The organism is Mongoliitalea sp., assembly GCF_054166905.1.
In genome coordinates this window covers 31,096-49,703 of record NZ_JBSZCK010000034.1, presented here as the reverse complement: position 1 = coordinate 49,703, position 18,608 = coordinate 31,096, and the positions used below count along the sequence as shown (strand labels likewise).

16 protein-coding genes are annotated in these 18,608 nt (G+C 42.0%); 1 reads left to right on the top strand and 15 read right to left on the bottom strand.

What is annotated here, in order from left to right; all coding sequences use genetic code 11:
• Positions 1–342: 342 nt before the first annotated feature.
• Positions 343–1,170 carry a purine-nucleoside phosphorylase gene (locus ACXIUD_RS12710; RefSeq protein ID WP_458053024.1) on the bottom strand — a complete coding sequence of 276 codons (828 nt, stop codon included), beginning with the start codon at positions 1,168–1,170 and terminating at the stop codon, positions 343–345.
• Between the two features lie 493 nt (positions 1,171–1,663).
• Positions 1,664–2,500: a purine-nucleoside phosphorylase gene (locus ACXIUD_RS12705; RefSeq protein WP_458053023.1), complete on the bottom strand. Its 837-nt coding sequence runs from the start codon at positions 2,498–2,500 to the stop codon at positions 1,664–1,666.
• A 35-nt stretch (positions 2,501–2,535) separates the two neighbouring features.
• Here ACXIUD_RS12705 and ACXIUD_RS12700 point away from each other — a divergent pair, with 35 nt between their 5' ends.
• Complete coding sequence (locus ACXIUD_RS12700; RefSeq protein ID WP_458053022.1) at positions 2,536–3,111, top strand: NADPH-dependent FMN reductase; 576 nt, start codon at positions 2,536–2,538, stop codon at positions 3,109–3,111.
• Here ACXIUD_RS12700 and ftsZ read toward each other — a convergent pair whose 3' ends face one another.
• The 13 genes from ftsZ to mraZ all read right to left on the bottom strand — a co-directional run bounded on the left by ftsZ (position 3,112) and on the right by mraZ (position 18,478).
• Positions 3,112–4,755: a cell division protein FtsZ gene (gene ftsZ / locus ACXIUD_RS12695; RefSeq protein WP_458053021.1), complete on the bottom strand. Its 1,644-nt coding sequence runs from the start codon at positions 4,753–4,755 to the stop codon at positions 3,112–3,114. It lies immediately after the preceding gene.
• Between the two features lie 117 nt (positions 4,756–4,872).
• Complete coding sequence (gene ftsA / locus ACXIUD_RS12690; RefSeq protein WP_458053020.1) at positions 4,873–6,195, bottom strand: cell division protein FtsA; 1,323 nt, start codon at positions 6,193–6,195, stop codon at positions 4,873–4,875.
• Between the two features lie 11 nt (positions 6,196–6,206).
• Entirely contained in the window at positions 6,207–6,950 is a 744-nt protein-coding gene (locus ACXIUD_RS12685) for a cell division protein FtsQ/DivIB (protein ID WP_458053019.1), read from the bottom strand.
• Between the two features lie 8 nt (positions 6,951–6,958).
• Entirely contained in the window at positions 6,959–8,350 is a 1,392-nt protein-coding gene (murC, locus tag ACXIUD_RS12680; RefSeq protein WP_458053018.1) for a UDP-N-acetylmuramate--L-alanine ligase, read from the bottom strand.
• Complete coding sequence (gene murG, locus ACXIUD_RS12675) at positions 8,347–9,459, bottom strand: undecaprenyldiphospho-muramoylpentapeptide beta-N-acetylglucosaminyltransferase (RefSeq protein WP_458053017.1); 1,113 nt, start codon at positions 9,457–9,459, stop codon at positions 8,347–8,349. The genes murC and murG overlap by 4 nt, the downstream gene beginning before the upstream one ends.
• Positions 9,459–10,628 (bottom strand): FtsW/RodA/SpoVE family cell cycle protein, encoded by a 1,170-nt coding sequence (locus ACXIUD_RS12670; protein ID WP_458053016.1) that lies wholly within the window; start codon positions 10,626–10,628, stop codon positions 9,459–9,461. Before ACXIUD_RS12670 ends, murG begins: the two co-directional genes overlap by 1 nt.
• Complete coding sequence (gene murD, locus ACXIUD_RS12665; protein ID WP_458053015.1) at positions 10,625–11,971, bottom strand: UDP-N-acetylmuramoyl-L-alanine--D-glutamate ligase; 1,347 nt, start codon at positions 11,969–11,971, stop codon at positions 10,625–10,627. Before murD ends, ACXIUD_RS12670 begins: the two co-directional genes overlap by 4 nt.
• A 1-nt stretch (position 11,972) precedes the next feature.
• The gene (gene mraY, locus ACXIUD_RS12660) at positions 11,973–13,184 is read right to left on the bottom strand and encodes a phospho-N-acetylmuramoyl-pentapeptide-transferase (RefSeq protein ID WP_458053014.1); all 1,212 of its coding nucleotides are present in this window, start codon (positions 13,182–13,184) and stop codon (positions 11,973–11,975) included.
• A gap of 1 nt (position 13,185) precedes the next feature.
• A complete protein-coding gene (locus ACXIUD_RS12655) occupies positions 13,186–14,649 on the bottom strand; it encodes a UDP-N-acetylmuramoyl-L-alanyl-D-glutamate--2,6-diaminopimelate ligase (RefSeq protein ID WP_458053013.1) in 1,464 nt (487 codons plus the stop codon).
• Positions 14,650–16,755 carry a penicillin-binding protein gene (locus ACXIUD_RS12650; RefSeq protein WP_458053012.1) on the bottom strand — a complete coding sequence of 702 codons (2,106 nt, stop codon included), beginning with the start codon at positions 16,753–16,755 and terminating at the stop codon, positions 14,650–14,652.
• Entirely contained in the window at positions 16,752–17,132 is a 381-nt protein-coding gene (locus ACXIUD_RS12645; RefSeq protein ID WP_458053011.1) for an FtsL-like putative cell division protein, read from the bottom strand. Before ACXIUD_RS12645 ends, ACXIUD_RS12650 begins: the two co-directional genes overlap by 4 nt.
• Position 17,133: 1 nt before the next feature.
• Positions 17,134–18,039, bottom strand: coding sequence for a 16S rRNA (cytosine(1402)-N(4))-methyltransferase RsmH (gene rsmH / locus ACXIUD_RS12640; RefSeq protein WP_458053010.1), 906 nt, complete (start codon positions 18,037–18,039; stop codon positions 17,134–17,136).
• Positions 18,040–18,046: 7 nt separating this feature from the next.
• Positions 18,047–18,478 carry a division/cell wall cluster transcriptional repressor MraZ gene (gene mraZ, locus ACXIUD_RS12635; RefSeq protein WP_458053009.1) on the bottom strand — a complete coding sequence of 144 codons (432 nt, stop codon included), beginning with the start codon at positions 18,476–18,478 and terminating at the stop codon, positions 18,047–18,049.
• Between the last annotated feature and the right edge of the window lie 130 nt (positions 18,479–18,608).

Genomic DNA, 18,608 nt, shown 5'->3' with positions numbered 1-18,608 from the left:
ATCACTTTTGAGACAGTTTAAAACATTGGATCACAAAATTGACAATTTATTAGTAGCATTTTTACTCCTGAAAAAAGCTGGCAATCCTCCAAAAGAGGCAACCAAGTAAGTCTTTTCGTGAATGACTTTGATGCATACGGAAACGTTGTTAAAAAGAAAATCAATTCCTTCCATACAGGAGATTCAACGACTAAAACCTACTCGTACCTATATGACGATTTCGGCAACTGGATTGAAAAACGAGAGTTTATCAACCAACAACTGATGAAAGTTTTTAAGAGGAAAATAGCCTATCACTCCAACTAATTTTCTCCAAAAGTTGCTTGAAAAAACAACCAAACATTAAGAAGTTATAAGTTGACAAACAAGTTTCTGCATCTTCCCTCCTGCCGATTTTGCCACCTCAACTACCGAATCATGGGAAAAAGATTGCTGATTTTTGGGAATACACTCATTGGTAATGACTGACAAACCAAGAACACTCATACCCATCTGATTAGCTGCTATGACTTCAGGAACAGTGCTCATTCCCACAGCATCACCACCTAGGATTCTGTAGTAGTTGATCTCTGCTTTGGTCTCCAAACTTGGACCTGTCACACCCACATATGTCCCTTCTCTGAGTGAAATCCCCAATCGTAATGCTTCGCTTTTTGCCTGAGCTATCCATGATTGACTATATGGTTCACTCATGTCGGGAAAACGAATACCAAAATCCATCGCCTCTTTTCCACGCAAGGTATTGGAGGGAAATTTATCGATATGATCCGTGATCAACATCAAATCTCCTGCATTAAACTCAGGATTAAGACCTCCGGCTGCATTGGATACAATCAAACGCTTCAAGCCCAGCAGACTCAATACACGCAATGGAAATACCGTTTCTTCCAATCCATAGCCTTCATAATAATGAAAGCGCCCACTCATCACCCAAACTAGTTTACCTTCAACTTTCCCCAATAAAAGCTCCCCAGAATGCCCTTCAACGGTTGACGTAGGAAAAAAAGGAATGGAGGCATAAGAAATCACCTGTGCATCAACCAACTCCTCCACAAAACCGCCTAATCCAGATCCCAAAATCACCAAAGTATCTGCCTCCCCTGAGGTCACAGATCGGATGTATGCAGCCGCTTGCTGGGCTTGTTCTAGATAGGTGGGTGTAGTGGACATAGTGAGTAGTTTAATAGTGAGTAGTGATTAGTTGATTAAGTGATTAGTGAATAAGGGTCCACTGTCCACGGTCAACTGTTGACAGCTCTATTGTGGTTGAAACACGATTGTTCTTTTTTATTACCTGAATCCCTACTTGGTACTTGGTACTTAGTACTTGGTACAATATAGTGATTAGTTGATTAAGTGATCAGTGAATAAGGGTCCACTGTCCACGGTCAACTGTCGACAGCTCGATTGTGGTTGAAACACGATTATTCTTTTTTATTACCTGAATCCCTACTTGGTACTTGGTACATGGTACTTAGTACTTGGTACAATACTAGTGATTAGTTGATTAAGTGATTAGTGAATAAAGTCCACTGTCCACGGTCAACTGTTGACGGTTCGATTAGTAGTAGGCTTACTATTCATGTTTTTTTCTACCTGAATCCCTACTTGGTACTTGGTACTTAGTACTTGGTACAAAGAAAGTACTGTCTATCACTACCACCTACAAAGCCCCTACCAATTCCCTAATAACCGTGGACATTTTCGGCTCAGCAATGGCAGCGGCGGCTAAAACTTCTGCGATGGAAACTTTCTTGATGTTACCTGGAGAGCATAAATCCGTAATCGCAGAAACTGCAAAGATTTCCAAATCCATGTGTCGACCAACAATTACTTCGGGAATGGTACTCATCCCAACAGCGTCTGCACCAATGGTTCGAAGATACCTGTATTCTGCTTTTGTCTCCAAATTAGGTCCTTGTACGGCTGCATAAACTCCTTCATTGACATGAATGCTTTCCTTTTGGGCAATTTGCTTGGCTAATTCAATCAATCGATGGCTATATGGTTCGCTCATATCAGGGAAGCGGACACCAAATGCATCCAAATTCTTCCCTCTCAATGGATTTTCAGGAAATAAATCGATATGATCATTCAAAATCATCAAATCCCCAATCTTGTAATCGGGATGTAATCCACCCGCAGCATTGGACACAATCAAGGTTTTTACACCCAACATTTTCATCACTCGCACAGGAAAGGTTACTTCTTTCATAGAGTAGCCTTCGTAATAATGAAACCTTCCTTGCATGGCTAAGACTTTCTTCCCCGATAAACGACCAATGACAAGTCTTCCCTTATGACTTTCTACAGTTGATACTGGAAAAAAGGGGATTTTTTCATAGGGGATTTCATGCTCGACTTCAATATTCTGTATCAATTGACCTAATCCAGTACCTAAAATAATTCCTATCTCAATAGTATCAGGATGAATCCCCTGAATATGGTTAGCTGCGTGATTGATTTGTTCGGTGTAGTCTATTTGGGCTTCAGTTCTCATATTCTGTATTTTTTCCCAAAATAAGAAAATCATTTATGTTTAAACCATTTTGGAAGTTTCTTTGTATTCATCCTATGGAAAAATCTAGCATCAAAATCATCGTAGGTACCAATCGCCCTCACCCACTATCTAGGCAGTTGGCATTGATATATCAAAATATTCTTCAAAAACTGGGAGAGTCCTCTGAAATTCTGGAGTTAAATGACCTGCCGCACGATTTTGCTTTTTCGGCCCTGTACCATAATAATGGCAAAAATCCTGCTTTTAACGCCTTTCACGATCGGGTGAAAGAAGGTGCAAAATTTGTATTTATCGTCCCCGAATACAATGGTTCTTTTCCAGGTGTATTAAAGACCTTTATTGATGGTATGAATTACCCGAACCATTTCCGGGATAAAAAATGTGCTTTGGTGGGATTGTCCTCTGGAGTTGGCGGGGGTGGCATCGCATTGAGCCACCTCACCGACATCTTCCACTACTTGGGGATGCATGTACTTGCCCTCAAACCAAAGCTAGCTAAGATTGAGGAAAATATGTCAGATAACCTGCTCACCAACAGGCTGTACATGGAATTACTTCAGTCCCAAGCGGAAATGTTGATTGATTTTTAATCAATCAACATTATCGTGAAGAAACTTATTGTTTCTCAAGATCTCATTATCATCGCTCAGATTAAATCTGGATACATGTCTTTCAGAAGAATGTTGTACATCTGATAGCTTCACTTGCTTACGTACGTATGCAGGAGTCTCCAAACTTTCCTTGTACTCTTCAGGATTCTGACCATAATTTTTTAAGCTTTTCAACTTTTCAAATCGATCGTGAGCGCGCTGAATTGCCTTCTTCTTCATTTCCTCATAGTAATCATTGCCATAAGCTGGCTTGGACTCCTCTTCTCTGATTTTTGCTTCTACCTTTGGCTGCGACTCATAACTCGGCTTAGCCTCAAATTCATAAGAAGGCTTGGCTTTTGGCTGATCCAATTCGATAATGATCTTTTCCGGCTCAGTAAATTCGTAACTAGGAGTATTTACTTCCTCCTCTTCAATCTCTTCCTTACGAACAGGTTCCTCTTCTTTTTTCTCCTCATTGGCTACTTGAAAAATGGGTTTTTCAAAAGTCAAAGTCATCATTTGGCCTACCGCAGGGATTTCCTCCTCTACTTCTTTCGCTTTTCCAGACTCCAAATCAATCACTTTAAAGCTTTCGGGCTTTTGGACAGCAACAGGCTTTTCATCTTCTACTACAGGCTGGGAAGCTTTAGAAGGAGAGGCTGTGGTAAGCTTATCCATCTCAAAACCTGTTGCGATAACAGTTACTCGGATGGCTTTGCCCAAATCTTGATCGATACCCTGACCAAAGATTACTTCTGCCTCATCACCGGCTCTTTCCTGAATATATTCCGTGATTTCGCTCAATTCGTCCATAGAAAGTTCATCTTCCTCACCGGACATAATGGAAAGCAAAATCTTTTGCGCTCCTTTGATGTCCACATTGTTCAATAAAGGAGAAGCGATAGCTTTTTCAGCAGAACGGATGGCACGGCCTTCACCTTCCTCAGTTGCAGACCCCATCACAGCGGCACCTGCATCTTTCATAACTGTTTTCACATCTTCGAAATCCACGTTTACATCCTGATGGATGGTGATGATTTCGGCAATAGATTTAGCTGCAGTGGTCAAAACATTATCAGCTTTCGCAAATGCTGAACGGATGGCAAGATTTCCGTAGATCTCTCTCAATTTATCGTTCAAAATAACCAAAACAGTATCGCAGTTTTCGCGAAGAGACTCGATTCCCTGCTGTGCAGCGATCATCTTTTTCCTTCCTTCAAACATAAAAGGCGCAGTCACAATGCCTACCGTCAGGATATCCATATCCTTAGCAATTTTAGCAATGACTGGAGCAGCACCCGTACCTGTGCCTCCTCCCATACCAGCGGTGATGAAAACCATCTTAGTATTGTCGGAAAGCAACTCTCGGATATCTTCCTTGCTTTCTAATGCAGCGTTTTTACCTTTTTCAGGATTCGCTCCTGCACCCAAACCTTCGGTTAGATTGGCTCCAAGCTGAAGTCTCAATGGAACAGGGCTACTTTTCAAGGCCTGTGCATCGGTGTTTACTACAACGAATTCCACATCCTTGATACCTTGGTTGTACATGTGGTTCACAGCATTGGAACCACCTCCTCCTACGCCAATTACCTTGATAATTGATTTGTGATTTTTAGGAAGATCGAATTTGTAATCTTTCATGTTATCTGACATTTAATGGTGTTTGTTGGTGAATTATATGGTTTTGCTTTTTTCTACTTTGGTGAAGTAAAGGGAAATGAAAAGCAGTGCTAAGCATCTCCCCCAATATGATAAGCCCTAGTAACTATTATCAGGTATATCGCTGATAATAATGTCTTTCAATTTATTCTTGATGGTCAAAAGGATATTACCGCTTGATTGGGCAGTAATCGCCGACTTTTTATTTGTTGGTTGATTCGTACGTTTATCTTCGTCTTTCTTTTGCTTGTAGTAATCTTCTCTGTCATCAAATGATTTGAATCCAGCAAGTACCAATCCAACTGAAGTCGCATACATTGGACTCTTGATTTCTTCTACCTTGCACTTACCTAAGTGCTCATTTGGATAACCAATACGGGTATCTAAGCCTGTCAAGTATTCGAAAAGCTGGGCTACTCCCTGCAATTGAGAACCTCCTCCAGTCAATACAATACCTCCGGCCAATTTTTTGTAGTATCCACTTGCTACAAGCTCACTTTGTACGTATTCAATAATCTCTTCCATACGAGCCTGGATGATGCTAGCCAGATTTTTTATAGAGATCTCTTTTGGTGGTCTATTGCGCAAACCTGGGATGGAAACAATCTCATTTGGATTAGCTTCCTCAGGGATAGCCCTACCAAATTTGGTTTTCAATAATTCCGCCTGATTATGTAAAACCATGCAGCCTTCTTTGATATCCGTAGTAATGATATTCCCTCCCAAAGGAATCACAGCTGTATGGCGGATAATGCCATCATGGAAAATAGCGATATCAGTAGTTCCGCCTCCTATATCGACCAAACATACGCCTGCCTCCTTATCCAAATCGCTTAGGACAGCTAAGGAGCTTGCTAATGGTTCTAAAATCAATTCTTTAGAATACAAATCAGCTCTTCTGACGCATCTGTTGATATTATTGATAGCGGTAGTTTGTGCAGTGATAATGTGAAAATCAGCCTCCAATCGGGACCCAGACATTCCAACAGGATCTTTGATACCTGGTTCGTAGTCCACAGTATAATCCTGAGGCATGACATGGATGATGCTATTGCCCGGAGGTACGACGATATTTTCCATATCGCTGGAAAGACGATGCACGTCCTCTACAGTGATTTCCTCATCGTAGTTTGCACGGATAATGCTGCCATGGTGAATGGTGCTCTTGATATGCTGTCCCGCAATCCCTACGATCACGTTACCGATATCGACTTCCGCCATATCGCTCGCATCTGCAACAGCCTTTTGAATAGCATTTACAGTTTTGTCAATATTGGTCACTATCCCGCGGATTACTCCATCGGAAACAGCCTTGCCCATACCCAAGACTTCTAGCTTGCCAAACTCATTCTTTCGGCCTACCACGGCGCATATCTTGGTAGTTCCGATGTCTAAACCAACTATAAATTTATCATTTTCCATAGCATCAATATTTACTCACAAACTATCTGATTCTTAAATTTCACATTCACTTTGTTGTAGGCATCCCAGCCTTTTTTGGGAAGAATTTGCTCATAAAGCAGCGTGATTTTATGGAACTTCTCCTCCAAATCATTGGCATCACCAAATTCAATCACTTGATGTCCTACTTGCTGGTATAAGCGTATATCTTTTTCTTTGACTAACTCAATCTCAGGAATCTGCGCTCTCCAGAAATCATCCCCATGGATGAAATAAACCAAGTCCATGATTTGAGGATACGACTCTAGCAGATTCTCCTCTTGGGTCAACTGCTCGGCAAATTTTCCAGACAATAAGAGCACCCGTGTAGTATGTTTAGAGGATGTTGGCAATATCAATCCCTCATCAGAGATGTAAGCATCCGCCTCCATAGGTTTTACAATTCTTGCAATCGGCACATGCTGTTGGATGTCAATAGTTACATTGCCCTTGACGTCTGTAAATACCTCTGCATTCTTCACAAAAGGATGACTAGAAACCTTCTTCTCTATGGCATACAAACTCACCTCTTGCATGGCAAGACCAGATCTCAAATTAGGGAATTCACCCAAGACCAAATCTCTAATCTCTTCATCATCCACAAAATAGACATCACTCACCCCCTGAATATTAATTTCCAAGCCTGCCAACTTCTTTCGGGACTCTTTCTTTTCTACCAAAGCAATGGAAGCGACTAGTACACTAGCTGCAAAAGCAAAAACCAATATTTTTTTCATGCCCGTGCTCATCCCTCTTGCATAAATTTGGTTAAAGACTCCACTAATCGATCAATGTCCCCTGCCCCAATCGTCACCAATACTTCCGGTCTATGCTGCTCCAAGTATGGAATTAGATTTTCCTTCGTTTGTAAGGTTTTCTCCTGAGACAAAATATCATCCAACAACATAGCTGACGTCACCCCTTCCATAGGAAGTTCTCTTGCAGGATAGATATCCAACAAGACCACATGGTCCGCCAAAGAAAGACTTTTGGAAAAGTCCTTGGCAAAATCACGCGTACGTGAATATAAGTGCGGCTGAAATACAGCTGTCAACTTGTGCTGAGGATACATGGCCTTCACCGAACCGAGGAAAGCTTTGATTTCCTCCGGATGGTGTGCATAATCATCTATAAATACTTGATTTTCTTTCTGAACCAAGATTTCAAATCTTCTCTTGACTCCTCTGAAACTATCAATCCCCTCTCTTACAGCTTTCTCAGAAATCCCAAAATCCAAGGCGATGGAAATAGCAGCCACTGCATTTTCCACGTTGTGGTAACCTGGCATATGCAACTCCAAGCCCTTCATCTCAATCCGAGGATTGCTATAATCAAACACAAAAGATCCCGCCAAAGGCTTGATGTTGCTTGCCGCATACCCTGCTTTTCCAAGTCCATATACTCGAATATCCTGTACTTGGAGACCTTCTAAAGGCAACTTACGAGAAGCCTCTTCACTGATATATAATTTCCCGCTCGCAGGAATCAATGACACAAAAGATTTAAATCCCTGAAGCATTTCCTGGCCATCACCATAGATATCCAAATGGTCTGGATCCACGCTTGTCAACACCGCAGTATTTGGATGAAGAGAAAGGAAGGAACGGTCAAACTCATCTGCCTCCACAACTACCACAGGCTCGGACAGGTCTTGATCTGGTAGAATCAGATTACTCTGATAATTTTGGGTCAAACCTCCCAGGAATGCAGACATGTTCACTCCTCCCACTTTTAGCAAATGAGCCACCATGGATGAAGTAGTCGTTTTGCCATGAGTACCTGCCACTGCAACAGTTGGAATACCTGTAGTAATAAACCCAAGTACCTCTGCACGCTTGTGCACAGCATATCCTTTTGAAAGAAAATAATTCAACTGGACAGCATTTTTTGGAATGGCTGGAGTCCACACAATCAAGCAGGATTCTTTACTATCTCTGATAGCCATAGGAATAGCTGCTTCTGAATCTTCAAAACTGATAGCGATACCCTCTGATTCCAATGCATCCGTCAAGGCAGAAGGCGTACGATCATAGCCGGTCACTACCTTTCCCAAATGGTTAAACCATCGGGCAATGGCGCTCATACCGATACCACCGATACCTAAGAAATGGACTCTATGGATGCCTTGTACGTTCATTTAATAATGGATTCCAATGCCTCAATGATTTCTTCTGCAGCTGACGGCTTCGCCAGCGTTTGAATATTTTTACCTAGATCCGCTACTTGAGCAGGATTTTCAAGGATTTGATCAATCGTTTTTTTCAAATTGCCAACAGCTTCTGCATCCTTCAATAAGACAGCTGCATGAGCCTGTACAAAAGCCATCGCATTTTTAGTTTGATGGTCTTCCGCTACATTAGGTGAAGGGATAAAGACCACTGCTTTCCCTACCAAACTCAATTCTGAAACAGATAAAGCACCTGCTCTTGATACTATCAAATCGGCAGCTGCATAAGCCAAATCCATCTCTTTCAAAAACTGCATCGGATGGATGTGTTTCAGTTGAGCAGCTTGCACTTGCTTGCGCATATCTTCGAAGTAAAACTTCCCCGTCTGCCATAAAACCTGATAGCCGGCATGCTCCAGCGCTTGCATATCTGCCAACATCGCTTGATTGATTGTGCGGGCGCCTAAACTTCCACCAATGACAAGAATAGTTTTTCTATCGGCACTCAAACCAAACTTTTCTAAGCCCAATTCCTTTTTACCTTCTAGATTTAGGATATCTTTTCTAACAGGATTCCCAGTGAAGACCAGTTTTTCTTTTGGAAAAAATTGCTCCATATTTGGGTAGGCTACGCAGATTTTATGCGCTTTTTTAGCTAACAGCTTGTTAGTTAGTCCAGCATAGGAGTTTTGCTCTTGAATAAGTGTTGGAATCTTTTTGCGCTGTGCCATATACAAAACTGGGGCACTCGCATATCCCCCTACACCGACAACCGCATCTGGCTTGAACTCCTGAATCAATTGACCTGCTTTTTTCAAGCTATTGAACAGTTTGAATGGCAAGCTTAAATTGCTTAAGCTCAAGCTGCGCTGCAATCCTGCTACTTTCAACCCCTCAATCCTATATCCCGCTTCAGGTACTTTTTCCATTTCCATCTTTCCCTCAGCACCGACAAAAAGGAACTCTGTACTTGGAAAGCGTTCTTTCCAGGTATTCGCTATGGCAATAGCGGGATAGATGTGCCCTCCAGTACCTCCTCCGCTAATCATGATGCGATATGTTCCTTTTGCTTGCTTCATTAGGCAGCTTGAAATGCTCTTCTTCGTTTATTTTGATCAGGTGCTGCATCGAGTTGATCATCATGATCGCCTCGGCTTACACTGAGAATAATTCCTATTGAAAATCCTGTTAGAAACAAGGATGTCCCCCCCATACTTAATAATGGCAAAGGCAAGCCTGTAATTGGCCCTAAACCTACCGCTACTGCCATATTGACCATGGCCTGTAAGACCAATGCAAAGCTCAAGCCCGCAGAAAGCAATCCCCCAAATGGTTTGGTGGATGATACTACGATACGCATACCACGATATAGCAATGCCAGGTATAAAAACAGCACGCCCACTCCCCCAATCATTCCGTATTCTTCCACAATGATGGAATAAATGAAATCAGAGTAAGGGTGAGGTAAAGTATTGCGCTGCTCTGATTTACCAGGACCTTTTCCTGTCAATCCTCCAGTTGAAATGGCGATGAAGGAATGCTCTGCCTGATAAGGAATTTCTTCCTTATTAGTAAATGATGCTATCCTGGATTGGAAAGTACCACCACGCTGACCCAGCATCATAGCCGATGAAAGAGCAATACCTCCTACTAGCAACAAGAGTGAAATTTGCTTCAATGGTACCCTTCCGATAAACATCAGCAACAAACAGGTAGAAAATAACAAGATTGCTGTGGACATATTGGCCAAACCAATCAACAGACAGATCAAGCCTACCACCAAAATCATGGGAATCAAGGACTGCTTGAAATCTGCAATATTTCGCTGCCTTTTAGCCAATAAAGAAGCCAAAGTGGCAATTAAGGCCATCTTAGCAACATCTGAAGGCTGGAAAGCAATATTGGTCCAAGGAATCTGGAACCATCGGTTTGCTTCGTTGACAGCAGAACCAAAGAAATAGGTGACGAGCAAAAGCGGTACCGATAAGATCAACAAAAACTTACCAACAACTCCATAGTACTTGTACTTGATATTGCTGGCAGCCCACATCAAGAAAAGGGCAAACCCCACATATAATGCATGGGAAAATAGATATTTCTCCGTATCCCCTCCTGCTCTTTTATGTGCTAAGGTCCCAGTCGCGGAGTACACGACTAGAATGCTGAGGATAGAAAGCAGAATCACGATGAACCAAATGATTGGATCACCTTTCAGATTTCTATCAAACCATGCCTTCAATGCATTCATACGGCCATCCCTTTTTCTAATGCCACTACTGATTCTCTAAACTGATTCCCTCTATCTTCATAATTTTTGAAGAGATCAAAACTTGCACAAGCTGGAGAAAGTAACACAATGTCACCTGCCTCCGCTATTTCCATGGATAATTTGACCGCCTCTCTCATCTCTTCTGCCTCTTGTATCTGTGGAATATGTGCACCAAATGCCTGCTTCAATTTTGAATTATCTTTCCCCAAACAGACCAAGGCTTTTACTTTTCCTTCTATAATTGGGTAGAGTACACTATAATCATTCCCTTTATCTACACCTCCTGCTATCCATACCAAAGGACTATTGAAACTATCCAAAGCATAAGCTGTGGCGTCTACATTAGTACCTTTGCTGTCATTGACAAAAGTCACCCCGTTGATGGTCCTGATAGGTTCCATGCGATGGGCAGCATTTTTAAATGTCTGGACGCTTTTTAGAGCGCTTACCTCTGAAACTCCAACAGCTTTAGCCGATAACAGTGCCATCATTGCATTCAAGACATTGTGCTTCCCTTGAATAGACAATTGTGCTACAGGAATAGACCATTCTTGTACTTGAATAGTATCACCTTCCAAATGAGCATCCATTCCATCTTTGGAGTCCAAGGATACTTTTTGAATGCTTGCATTCACTTGATTCAAAGAAAATCCTCTTTGAGTTAAGGTGTCTGTAGCATTGAAAATCACTGTATCTGTAGCCAGCATGCGTGCAAACAATGACATTTTTGACTGAATGTACTTATCTACTTCATAGTCATAGCGATCCAAATGATCCGGTGTAATATTGGTCAACACAGCGATAGTTGGTTTGAATGTCACAAATCCATCTATCTGAAAACTACTCGTCTCCAACACCCACCATGCATGATCTTCACCTTTGGCTAGTTGACCTGCCCAACTTTGCCCTACATTACCTGCCAAGCCAACATCTACTCCAGCTTCTTTCAAGAGGTGATATGTCAACAAAGTAGTAGTTGTCTTACCATTAGTTCCAGTGATTGCTATGACCTTCCCTTGGGTAAATCTGCTCGCAAACTCCAATTCATCAATGACCGAAATCCCTTTAGCTGTTGCCTCTTGAATCAACTTCACTTGAGGAGAAATCCCAGGGCTCTTGATAATCACATCAGCTGCCAAAACTAATTCTGCTGAGTGCCCATTTTCCTCAAATGCAATGGAAGCTTGGCTCAACTGCTCTTTTCTATCTGCACGGATGCTGCTACCATCAGATACCCACACGGCATAGCCCTGCTGTTTGGCAAGCATTGCTGCTCCCAATCCGCTTTCGCCTGCACCCAGTATGACTATCTTTTTGCTCATGTTATCTTAATTTCAAAGTGGCTAATGTGATGATGGCCAAAAGAATCCCGATGATCCAAAACCTAGTCACAATCTTAGCTTCATGAATATTCTTCTTCTGATAATGATGATGAAGTGGTGACATCAAAAAGACTCTTCTACCTTCACCATATTTCTTTTTAGTATATTTGAAATAGGATACCTGAATGATCACTGAAGCATTTTCGATCACGAAAATCCCGCATAGCACTGGTAATAATAATTCCTTTCTTAAAGTCAAAGACAGTACAGCAATCACCCCACCTAGCATCAGGCTTCCCGTATCTCCCATAAATACCTGAGCCGGATAGGCATTGTACCACAGAAAGCCGACGCATGCACCTACAAAAGCCGCACAGAAAATCACCAACTCGCCTGAATTAGGAATAAAGAAGATATTAAGGTATTGTGAGAAAATAGCATTACCTGAGATGTAAGCGAAGATAGCTATTGCCAGCCCTATGATCGCTGAACTCCCAGCTGCGAGTCCATCGATGCCATCGGTAATGTTAGCACCGTTGGACACTGCAGTAATAATGAAAATCACCAACAGGATATATAGGATTGGCGTAACCCCATCTCCTAAAAATCCAAGGAAATTTTCGTAGTTGAGTTCGTTATTTTTTAAGAATGGAATGGTTGTTTTTGCAACTTTTACATCTCGATAAGCAGGTGTTTCTACCACACCTTCCTCAATGGATACGGGATTTGTAAATTCTCGCACGACTACCCCTTCATGAAAATAGAGGGTAGCGCCTACGATGATTCCTATGATGATCTGTCCTGCAATTTTGAAACGACCTCTCAGGCCCTCTTTATTCTTTTTGAATACTTTAATGTAATCATCCAAGAAACCAATTACCCCTAACCACACAGTGGTTACCAATAAAAGAATGATATAGATGTTATTGATATTGGCAAACAACAAGGTCGGAATGATGATTCCAGCCATAATCATGAGTCCTCCCATGGTAGGCGTTCCCTTTTTCTCTGCCTGCCCTTCCAAGCCAAGATCGCGAACTGTCTCACCAATTTGTTTGCTTCTGATCCAATCAATGATGTTTTTACCGAAGGTGATGGTGATGATTAAAGACAAGAGTGCCGCCATACCTGCTCTGAAAGAGATATAGCGAAACACTCCCGTTCCAGGGACATCAAGCACTCGGTCTAAGTATTCAAAAATTGGATACAACATGTCAATTTTTTTTCAATAGTTCTAGTAATTCAAGCGCTACAGCGCGATCATCGAAAGGATATTTCACTCCCTTGATTTCCTGATAGGTTTCATGCCCTTTTCCTGCAATCAAAATAATATCTCCAACATTGGCTAGGATACCAGCTGTTTTGATGGCTTCCTTTCGGTCTACAATCGTCATGGTTTTCTTGAAATCCACTGGATTGACTCCAGCCTCCATTTCCTTCAAGATCGCATCAGGCTCTTCATCCCGTGGATTATCAGATGTTAATATCACCCGGTCACTCAACTGCGTGGCAATCTTTGCCATCAAAGGACGCTTGCTTCGGTCACGATTGCCCCCACAGCCTACTACCGTAATCACCTGTTCACCCCCGGTGCGTACACCTGCAATAGTTTTGAGAACATTTTCAAGAGCATCAGGAGTATGAGCATAATCTACAATTGCAGTGACACCACCTACATGGATTTGATCAAATCTTCCCTGAGCACCCCGCACTTTTGACAATTGCATCAACACCTCTTCCTCGTCCTCACCCAGCAATACAGCCGTGCCATACACTCCCAATAGATTATATGCATTGAATTCCCCGATCATGCGGAACCATATCTGCTTATTGTTGATATCCAGTTCCAAGCCCTCAAGCGTATTAGATAGCACTTTGGCTTTGAAGTCAGCAGGATATTTGAGAGCAAAAGTCTGATGGGTAGATTTGCAATTTTGTAACATCACCATACCTCGCTTATCATCTGCATTTACCAATGCAAATGCGTCTTTAGCCAGTTCATCAAAGAGTTTTTTCTTAGCTTTGATATACTCATCAAAGGTACCGTGGTAATCCAAGTGATCATGGGTGATATTGGTAAACACCGCACCTGCCAAGTGAAGACCTGCAATTCTCTCCTGAACAATGGCATGGGAACTCGCCTCCATAAAGCAGTGAGTACATCCTGCATCTACCATTTTTTTCAATAATGACTGCAATTGCAAGGAATCTGGCGTCGTATGGGAAGAAGGTACAATCGTGTCATGGATGCGATTTTCTACGGTAGAAATCATTCCTGAACGATAGCCCATCTCTGTAAACAACTGAAAGAGAAGCGTGACGGTACTAGTTTTACCATTGGTACCAGTTACCGCCACAAGCTTCAGCCTCTCAGATGGATTTTCGTAATAATTGGCAGCCATGATCCCCAAAGCGCGGGGAGCATTGACTACCTGGATGTAAGCAACTTTATCTAATTGTTCTGATGGAAGTTGTTCGCAAACAATGCAAGCAGCACCATTCGCAATGGCTGTGGGAATAAAATCATGTCCATCTACCTGTGTGCCTGGTATAGCCACAAATAGATCACCTTGCTTCACCTTGCGGCTATCAAAGTGAATCTCCCCGATCACCTGCTCCATATCTCCTACTGTCGATACTAGGGAAACTTTGTATAATATGTCTTTCAGCACTCTCATTTATCCCAAAACCAAATTGATAATATTATTCTGTTGCACGGGGGCACCTGCTGGTATAGACTGATCTTTCACCTTGCCTTTACCTTGATACATAACCCTAAGTCCTTTATTTTCTAATACATACAGTGCATCTCTCAAGGTCATTCCACTCACATCCGGTACTAGCTTTTCGGGATTTGGCCTCGTCTGCCACTGAATCGACTTCATCTGTGGTACAGATCTCACCCAAGCTTCGGCATTGCCCTGAAAATGATTAGAGATCCCAAACTTGTTACAGATCATTTGAAGCTCATCTACCTTGCCTGTTTTGACCGCTGGAAAACTGGTATTCGAAGCTCTAAAAACCTTAGATGGAGTTTTCTGATTAAGTTCGATGTCTTGAGAAAAAATCATATCAGCAATTTCCTTGAAAACAGGGGCTGAAATATCTCCTCCATAAGCATTAAAACCAACCGGGCTATCAATTACTACAATAGCTGAATACTTAGGCTTATCTGCCGGGAAGTATCCTGCAAAAGAAGTGTAGTAGCGTTGGGTATATCTTCCATCGACCAATTTCTGGGCTGTACCTGTTTTACCAGCTATTTTATAATCAGTGCTGAAAATATTTCGGGCGGTCCCATTAGACACCACTCCCTCTAAAAGTTCTTGCAATTGCAAGATGGTCTTATCTGAAGCTATTTTTTTTCGAATTACTTCTGTCTCAAACTTCGTGTCAACTTTACCACCTTTGGAGATAGCCTGTACAATAATTGGCTTCACCATCGTGCCATTGTTAGCTACAGCATTGTAAAGCATTAAGGTGTGTAAAGGCGTGAGTTTTGCTTCATAACCAATGGACATCCAAGGCAATGTCGTACCATACCATAGCTTACTGCCAGGCTTTTTAAAATACGGTTCGCCTTCGCCTATCAATTGGAATCCTACAGGCTTATCTAAGCCAACCTTTTCCAGATAGCCGACAAACTTCGAAGGGTTATGACCAAAATTCTGTTCTACCAGTTTGGAAACACCGATATTGGAAGATTTTTCAAATACCTCTTTCACGGTCAATACTCCAAACCCCCCATTTTTGGCATCTGTCATCCGACGGTCATAGAATTTAAAAACTCCTTCGCCAGTATCTACTTTATCAGACAATCCCACTTTACCCTCTTCCAATAAGGCAAGCATGGAAAGCAGCTTGAATGTAGAGCCTGGCTCGGTCAACCCTTGATCTCCTATGGCATAGTTATAATTCTCTCCGTATCCTCTACCATTTTTGTTTTTCTGTAAGTTGGCAATGGCCTTGATATGTCCTGTAGCCACTTCCATCACAATCACCGAACCAAATGCCGCATCTTTGGCAATCAACTGACGAAGCAATGCTGACTCTGCTACATCCTGAATATTGACATCCAAGGTAGTTAACACATCAAACCCATCATCAGGCTTAACATCTGCCGCATCAAAGACAGGCTTCCAAACACCTCCTGCTATTCGCTGAAATAATGCTTCACCGTTTTTCCCAGTTAAATATTCATTGAAACTGTATTCTAATCCAGCCCCATAATCATCTTCATTGATAAAGCCTACAGTTCTACCAGCCAGTTCTTTGAATGGTCTATAGCGTTTTTCTACTTTTTCAAAAAGCACTCCTCCTCCATTTCTACCTCTTCTGAAAATTGGCCAAGAAGCCATTTCCTGCATTTCCTGATAACCTATCTGGGTTCTATTGAGGATAAGGTAGCGCTTCTTAGATGAGCGTGCATCGCTGATCATTCGCTTGTAGGCTGCTGCGGACTGATCTTTATAAAAAGCGGACAATTTATTGGCAAGCGTATCGATCCCCGCTTTAAAAACTTCATCGGATGCTACTACAGGATCCAATGCTACTCTATAAAAAGGCAGACTTGTAGCCAACAAACTGCCGTCACCGGCATAGATATTACCTCTTGTGGCTGAAATAGGCCTCATTTGATAATGTAAATTTTCTGCTTTTGCCTCCCACACATCCCGCTCAGACACTTGTAGTACCATGATTCTATAAAAAATAGCGATAGCAAATATCGCCACCAAGATGAAGGCGATTCTTACGCGTAACACTATAGAACTTTTGATATTCACTTCTTCGATACTATTTTAAATGGTGGTTCCTTTATTTCTTCTATTCCTAAAATTTGAATTTTCTTAGCGACTTCTGATTGCTTACTGCTGTACATAAACTCAGCTTCCAGCGTGGTGACATCTGCTCTCAGATCTTCTACTTCCCGCTGTACCCGCTCAATTTGCCGGATCATGCGCTCTGAGCGGTGATTACTCCAGATATAAATCATAGCAATCAAAGCGGCGTACATAATCGGAGGCACAAACTTTACCGGTATCCCCTCCCCGAAAATGGCTGTAACATTCAGCTTTTCGTCCAAACGAGAAAAAAGACTCTTTTGAGGGCCTTTTGACTTGCCATTCGCTTTGATTCTTTTTCTGAAAGTATTCTCCGTCATCTCAGTTTTTTTTGGCAATTCTCAATTTGGCACTTCTCGCACGGTTATTCCGAGCGATTTCTTCCGCATCCGCTACGATAGCCTTACGAACTACCGAATCCAAAGGCTTGATTGGGTTTCCATAGAAATCCTTTTCCAACTCTCCCTGAAATTTTCCTTTATTGATGAAATTTTTCACTAAGCGATCTTCCAAGGAATGATAGCTCATGATTACCAATCTTCCTTCGGGCTTCAATACCTCCACCGTCTGCAACAGCATCTCTTCCAAAGCACCCATTTCATCATTCACCTCAATTCTCAATGCCTGAAATACCTGTGCGAAGTATTTAAATTCTTTCCCTCTTGGGGCAAACTTTTGTAAGAATTCTTTAAAATCTGCTGTCGTATCAAAAGTCTTCATCGCTCTGCGTGACACAACTGCCTGTGCAAGCGTCTTTGCATTCTTCACTTCTCCATAAATCCCAAAAATCTTATGTAATTGACCTTCTTCGTACGTATTCAATACTTTTCCTGCCGTAAGTTCAAGATCACTGCTCATGCGCATATCAAGAGCTCCATCAAAACGGGTGGAAAACCCACGACTTGGCTCATCAATCTGATGAGAACTGATCCCCAGATCAGCTAGAATCCCATCCACCTGCTTCACACCGTACAGTTTTAGATATTTTTTAAAGTCTCTGAAATTAGCTTGCACAAAGGTGAACCGGCTATCATCAGGCACATTTGCTTCTGCATCTGTATCTTGGTCAAAACCGTAGAGATGCCCTTTATCCAAGTGCTTCAGGATTTCCTTGGAATGACCACCCCCACCAAAAGTCAAGTCCACATAGACTCCATTAGGGTCTATAGCCAAGCCTTCAATGCAAGGAGTTAGCATTACGGGGATATGGTAATCTCTAATTGTCATTATAAATTTATGAAAGGTATTGATCCATCATTTTTGAGAGCTCTGCAGGGTCCAAGGTGTTATCTTGGTATTTTTCCGGACTCCAGATCTCAATTAGTCCATTGACACCGCAAACCACAGCGTCTTTGTCTATTCCAGACCACTGTAAAAATGGCTTTGGAATCAAAATACGACCGGCGCTATCTAATTCCACCTCAGTCATGCTTTCAAAAAAACTTCTCTTGATTTTTCGCTGAATAGGATCTCTATCCGATAGGGATTCAACTTGGTGTAAAAGTTTCTTGAACTTGACTTGAGTGTATAACGCAAGACAGCCATCGTCACCATAACGTAAGATGAGTTCGCCGCCATTGGACTCCGGAATTGCCGCCTTTATTTTGGCAGGCAATGCCAGACGACCTTTTGCGTCGATCTTGACATCATACTTACTGTTGAACATTCCCATGGGCTTATCTTGAGTTTGCTGTAATCACAAAAGTAAGAAAAGGTTTCACACAATCCACCACTTTACCCCACTTTTCTCCACTTTTTTATAAAACTATTCAAAAGTTTCAGATATCCCAATTTTT

Bases quoted from the DNA above. Each gene is read 5' to 3' on its own strand.
- ACXIUD_RS12710 (WP_458053024.1), bottom strand. From the start codon at position 1,170: ATGTCCACTACACCCACCTATCTAGAACAAGCCCAGCAAGCGGCTGCA.
- ACXIUD_RS12705 (WP_458053023.1), bottom strand. From the start codon at position 2,500: ATGAGAACTGAAGCCCAAATAGACTACACCGAACAAATCAATCACGCA.
- ACXIUD_RS12700 (WP_458053022.1), top strand. From the start codon at position 2,536: ATGTTTAAACCATTTTGGAAGTTTCTTTGTATTCATCCTATGGAAAAA.
- ftsZ (WP_458053021.1), bottom strand. From the start codon at position 4,755: ATGAAAGATTACAAATTCGATCTTCCTAAAAATCACAAATCAATTATC.
- ftsA (WP_458053020.1), bottom strand. From the start codon at position 6,195: ATGGAAAATGATAAATTTATAGTTGGTTTAGACATCGGAACTACCAAG.
- ACXIUD_RS12685 (WP_458053019.1), bottom strand. From the start codon at position 6,950: ATGAAAAAAATATTGGTTTTTGCTTTTGCAGCTAGTGTACTAGTCGCT.
- murC (WP_458053018.1), bottom strand. From the start codon at position 8,350: ATGAACGTACAAGGCATCCATAGAGTCCATTTCTTAGGTATCGGTGGT.
- murG (WP_458053017.1), bottom strand. From the start codon at position 9,459: ATGAAGCAAGCAAAAGGAACATATCGCATCATGATTAGCGGAGGAGGT.
- ACXIUD_RS12670 (WP_458053016.1), bottom strand. From the start codon at position 10,628: ATGAATGCATTGAAGGCATGGTTTGATAGAAATCTGAAAGGTGATCCA.
- murD (WP_458053015.1), bottom strand. From the start codon at position 11,971: ATGAGCAAAAAGATAGTCATACTGGGTGCAGGCGAAAGCGGATTGGGA.
- mraY (WP_458053014.1), bottom strand. From the start codon at position 13,184: ATGTTGTATCCAATTTTTGAATACTTAGACCGAGTGCTTGATGTCCCT.
- ACXIUD_RS12655 (WP_458053013.1), bottom strand. From the start codon at position 14,649: ATGAGAGTGCTGAAAGACATATTATACAAAGTTTCCCTAGTATCGACA.
- ACXIUD_RS12645 (WP_458053011.1), bottom strand. From the start codon at position 17,132: ATGACGGAGAATACTTTCAGAAAAAGAATCAAAGCGAATGGCAAGTCA.
- rsmH (WP_458053010.1), bottom strand. From the start codon at position 18,039: ATGACAATTAGAGATTACCATATCCCCGTAATGCTAACTCCTTGCATT.
- mraZ (WP_458053009.1), bottom strand. From the start codon at position 18,478: ATGTTCAACAGTAAGTATGATGTCAAGATCGACGCAAAAGGTCGTCTG.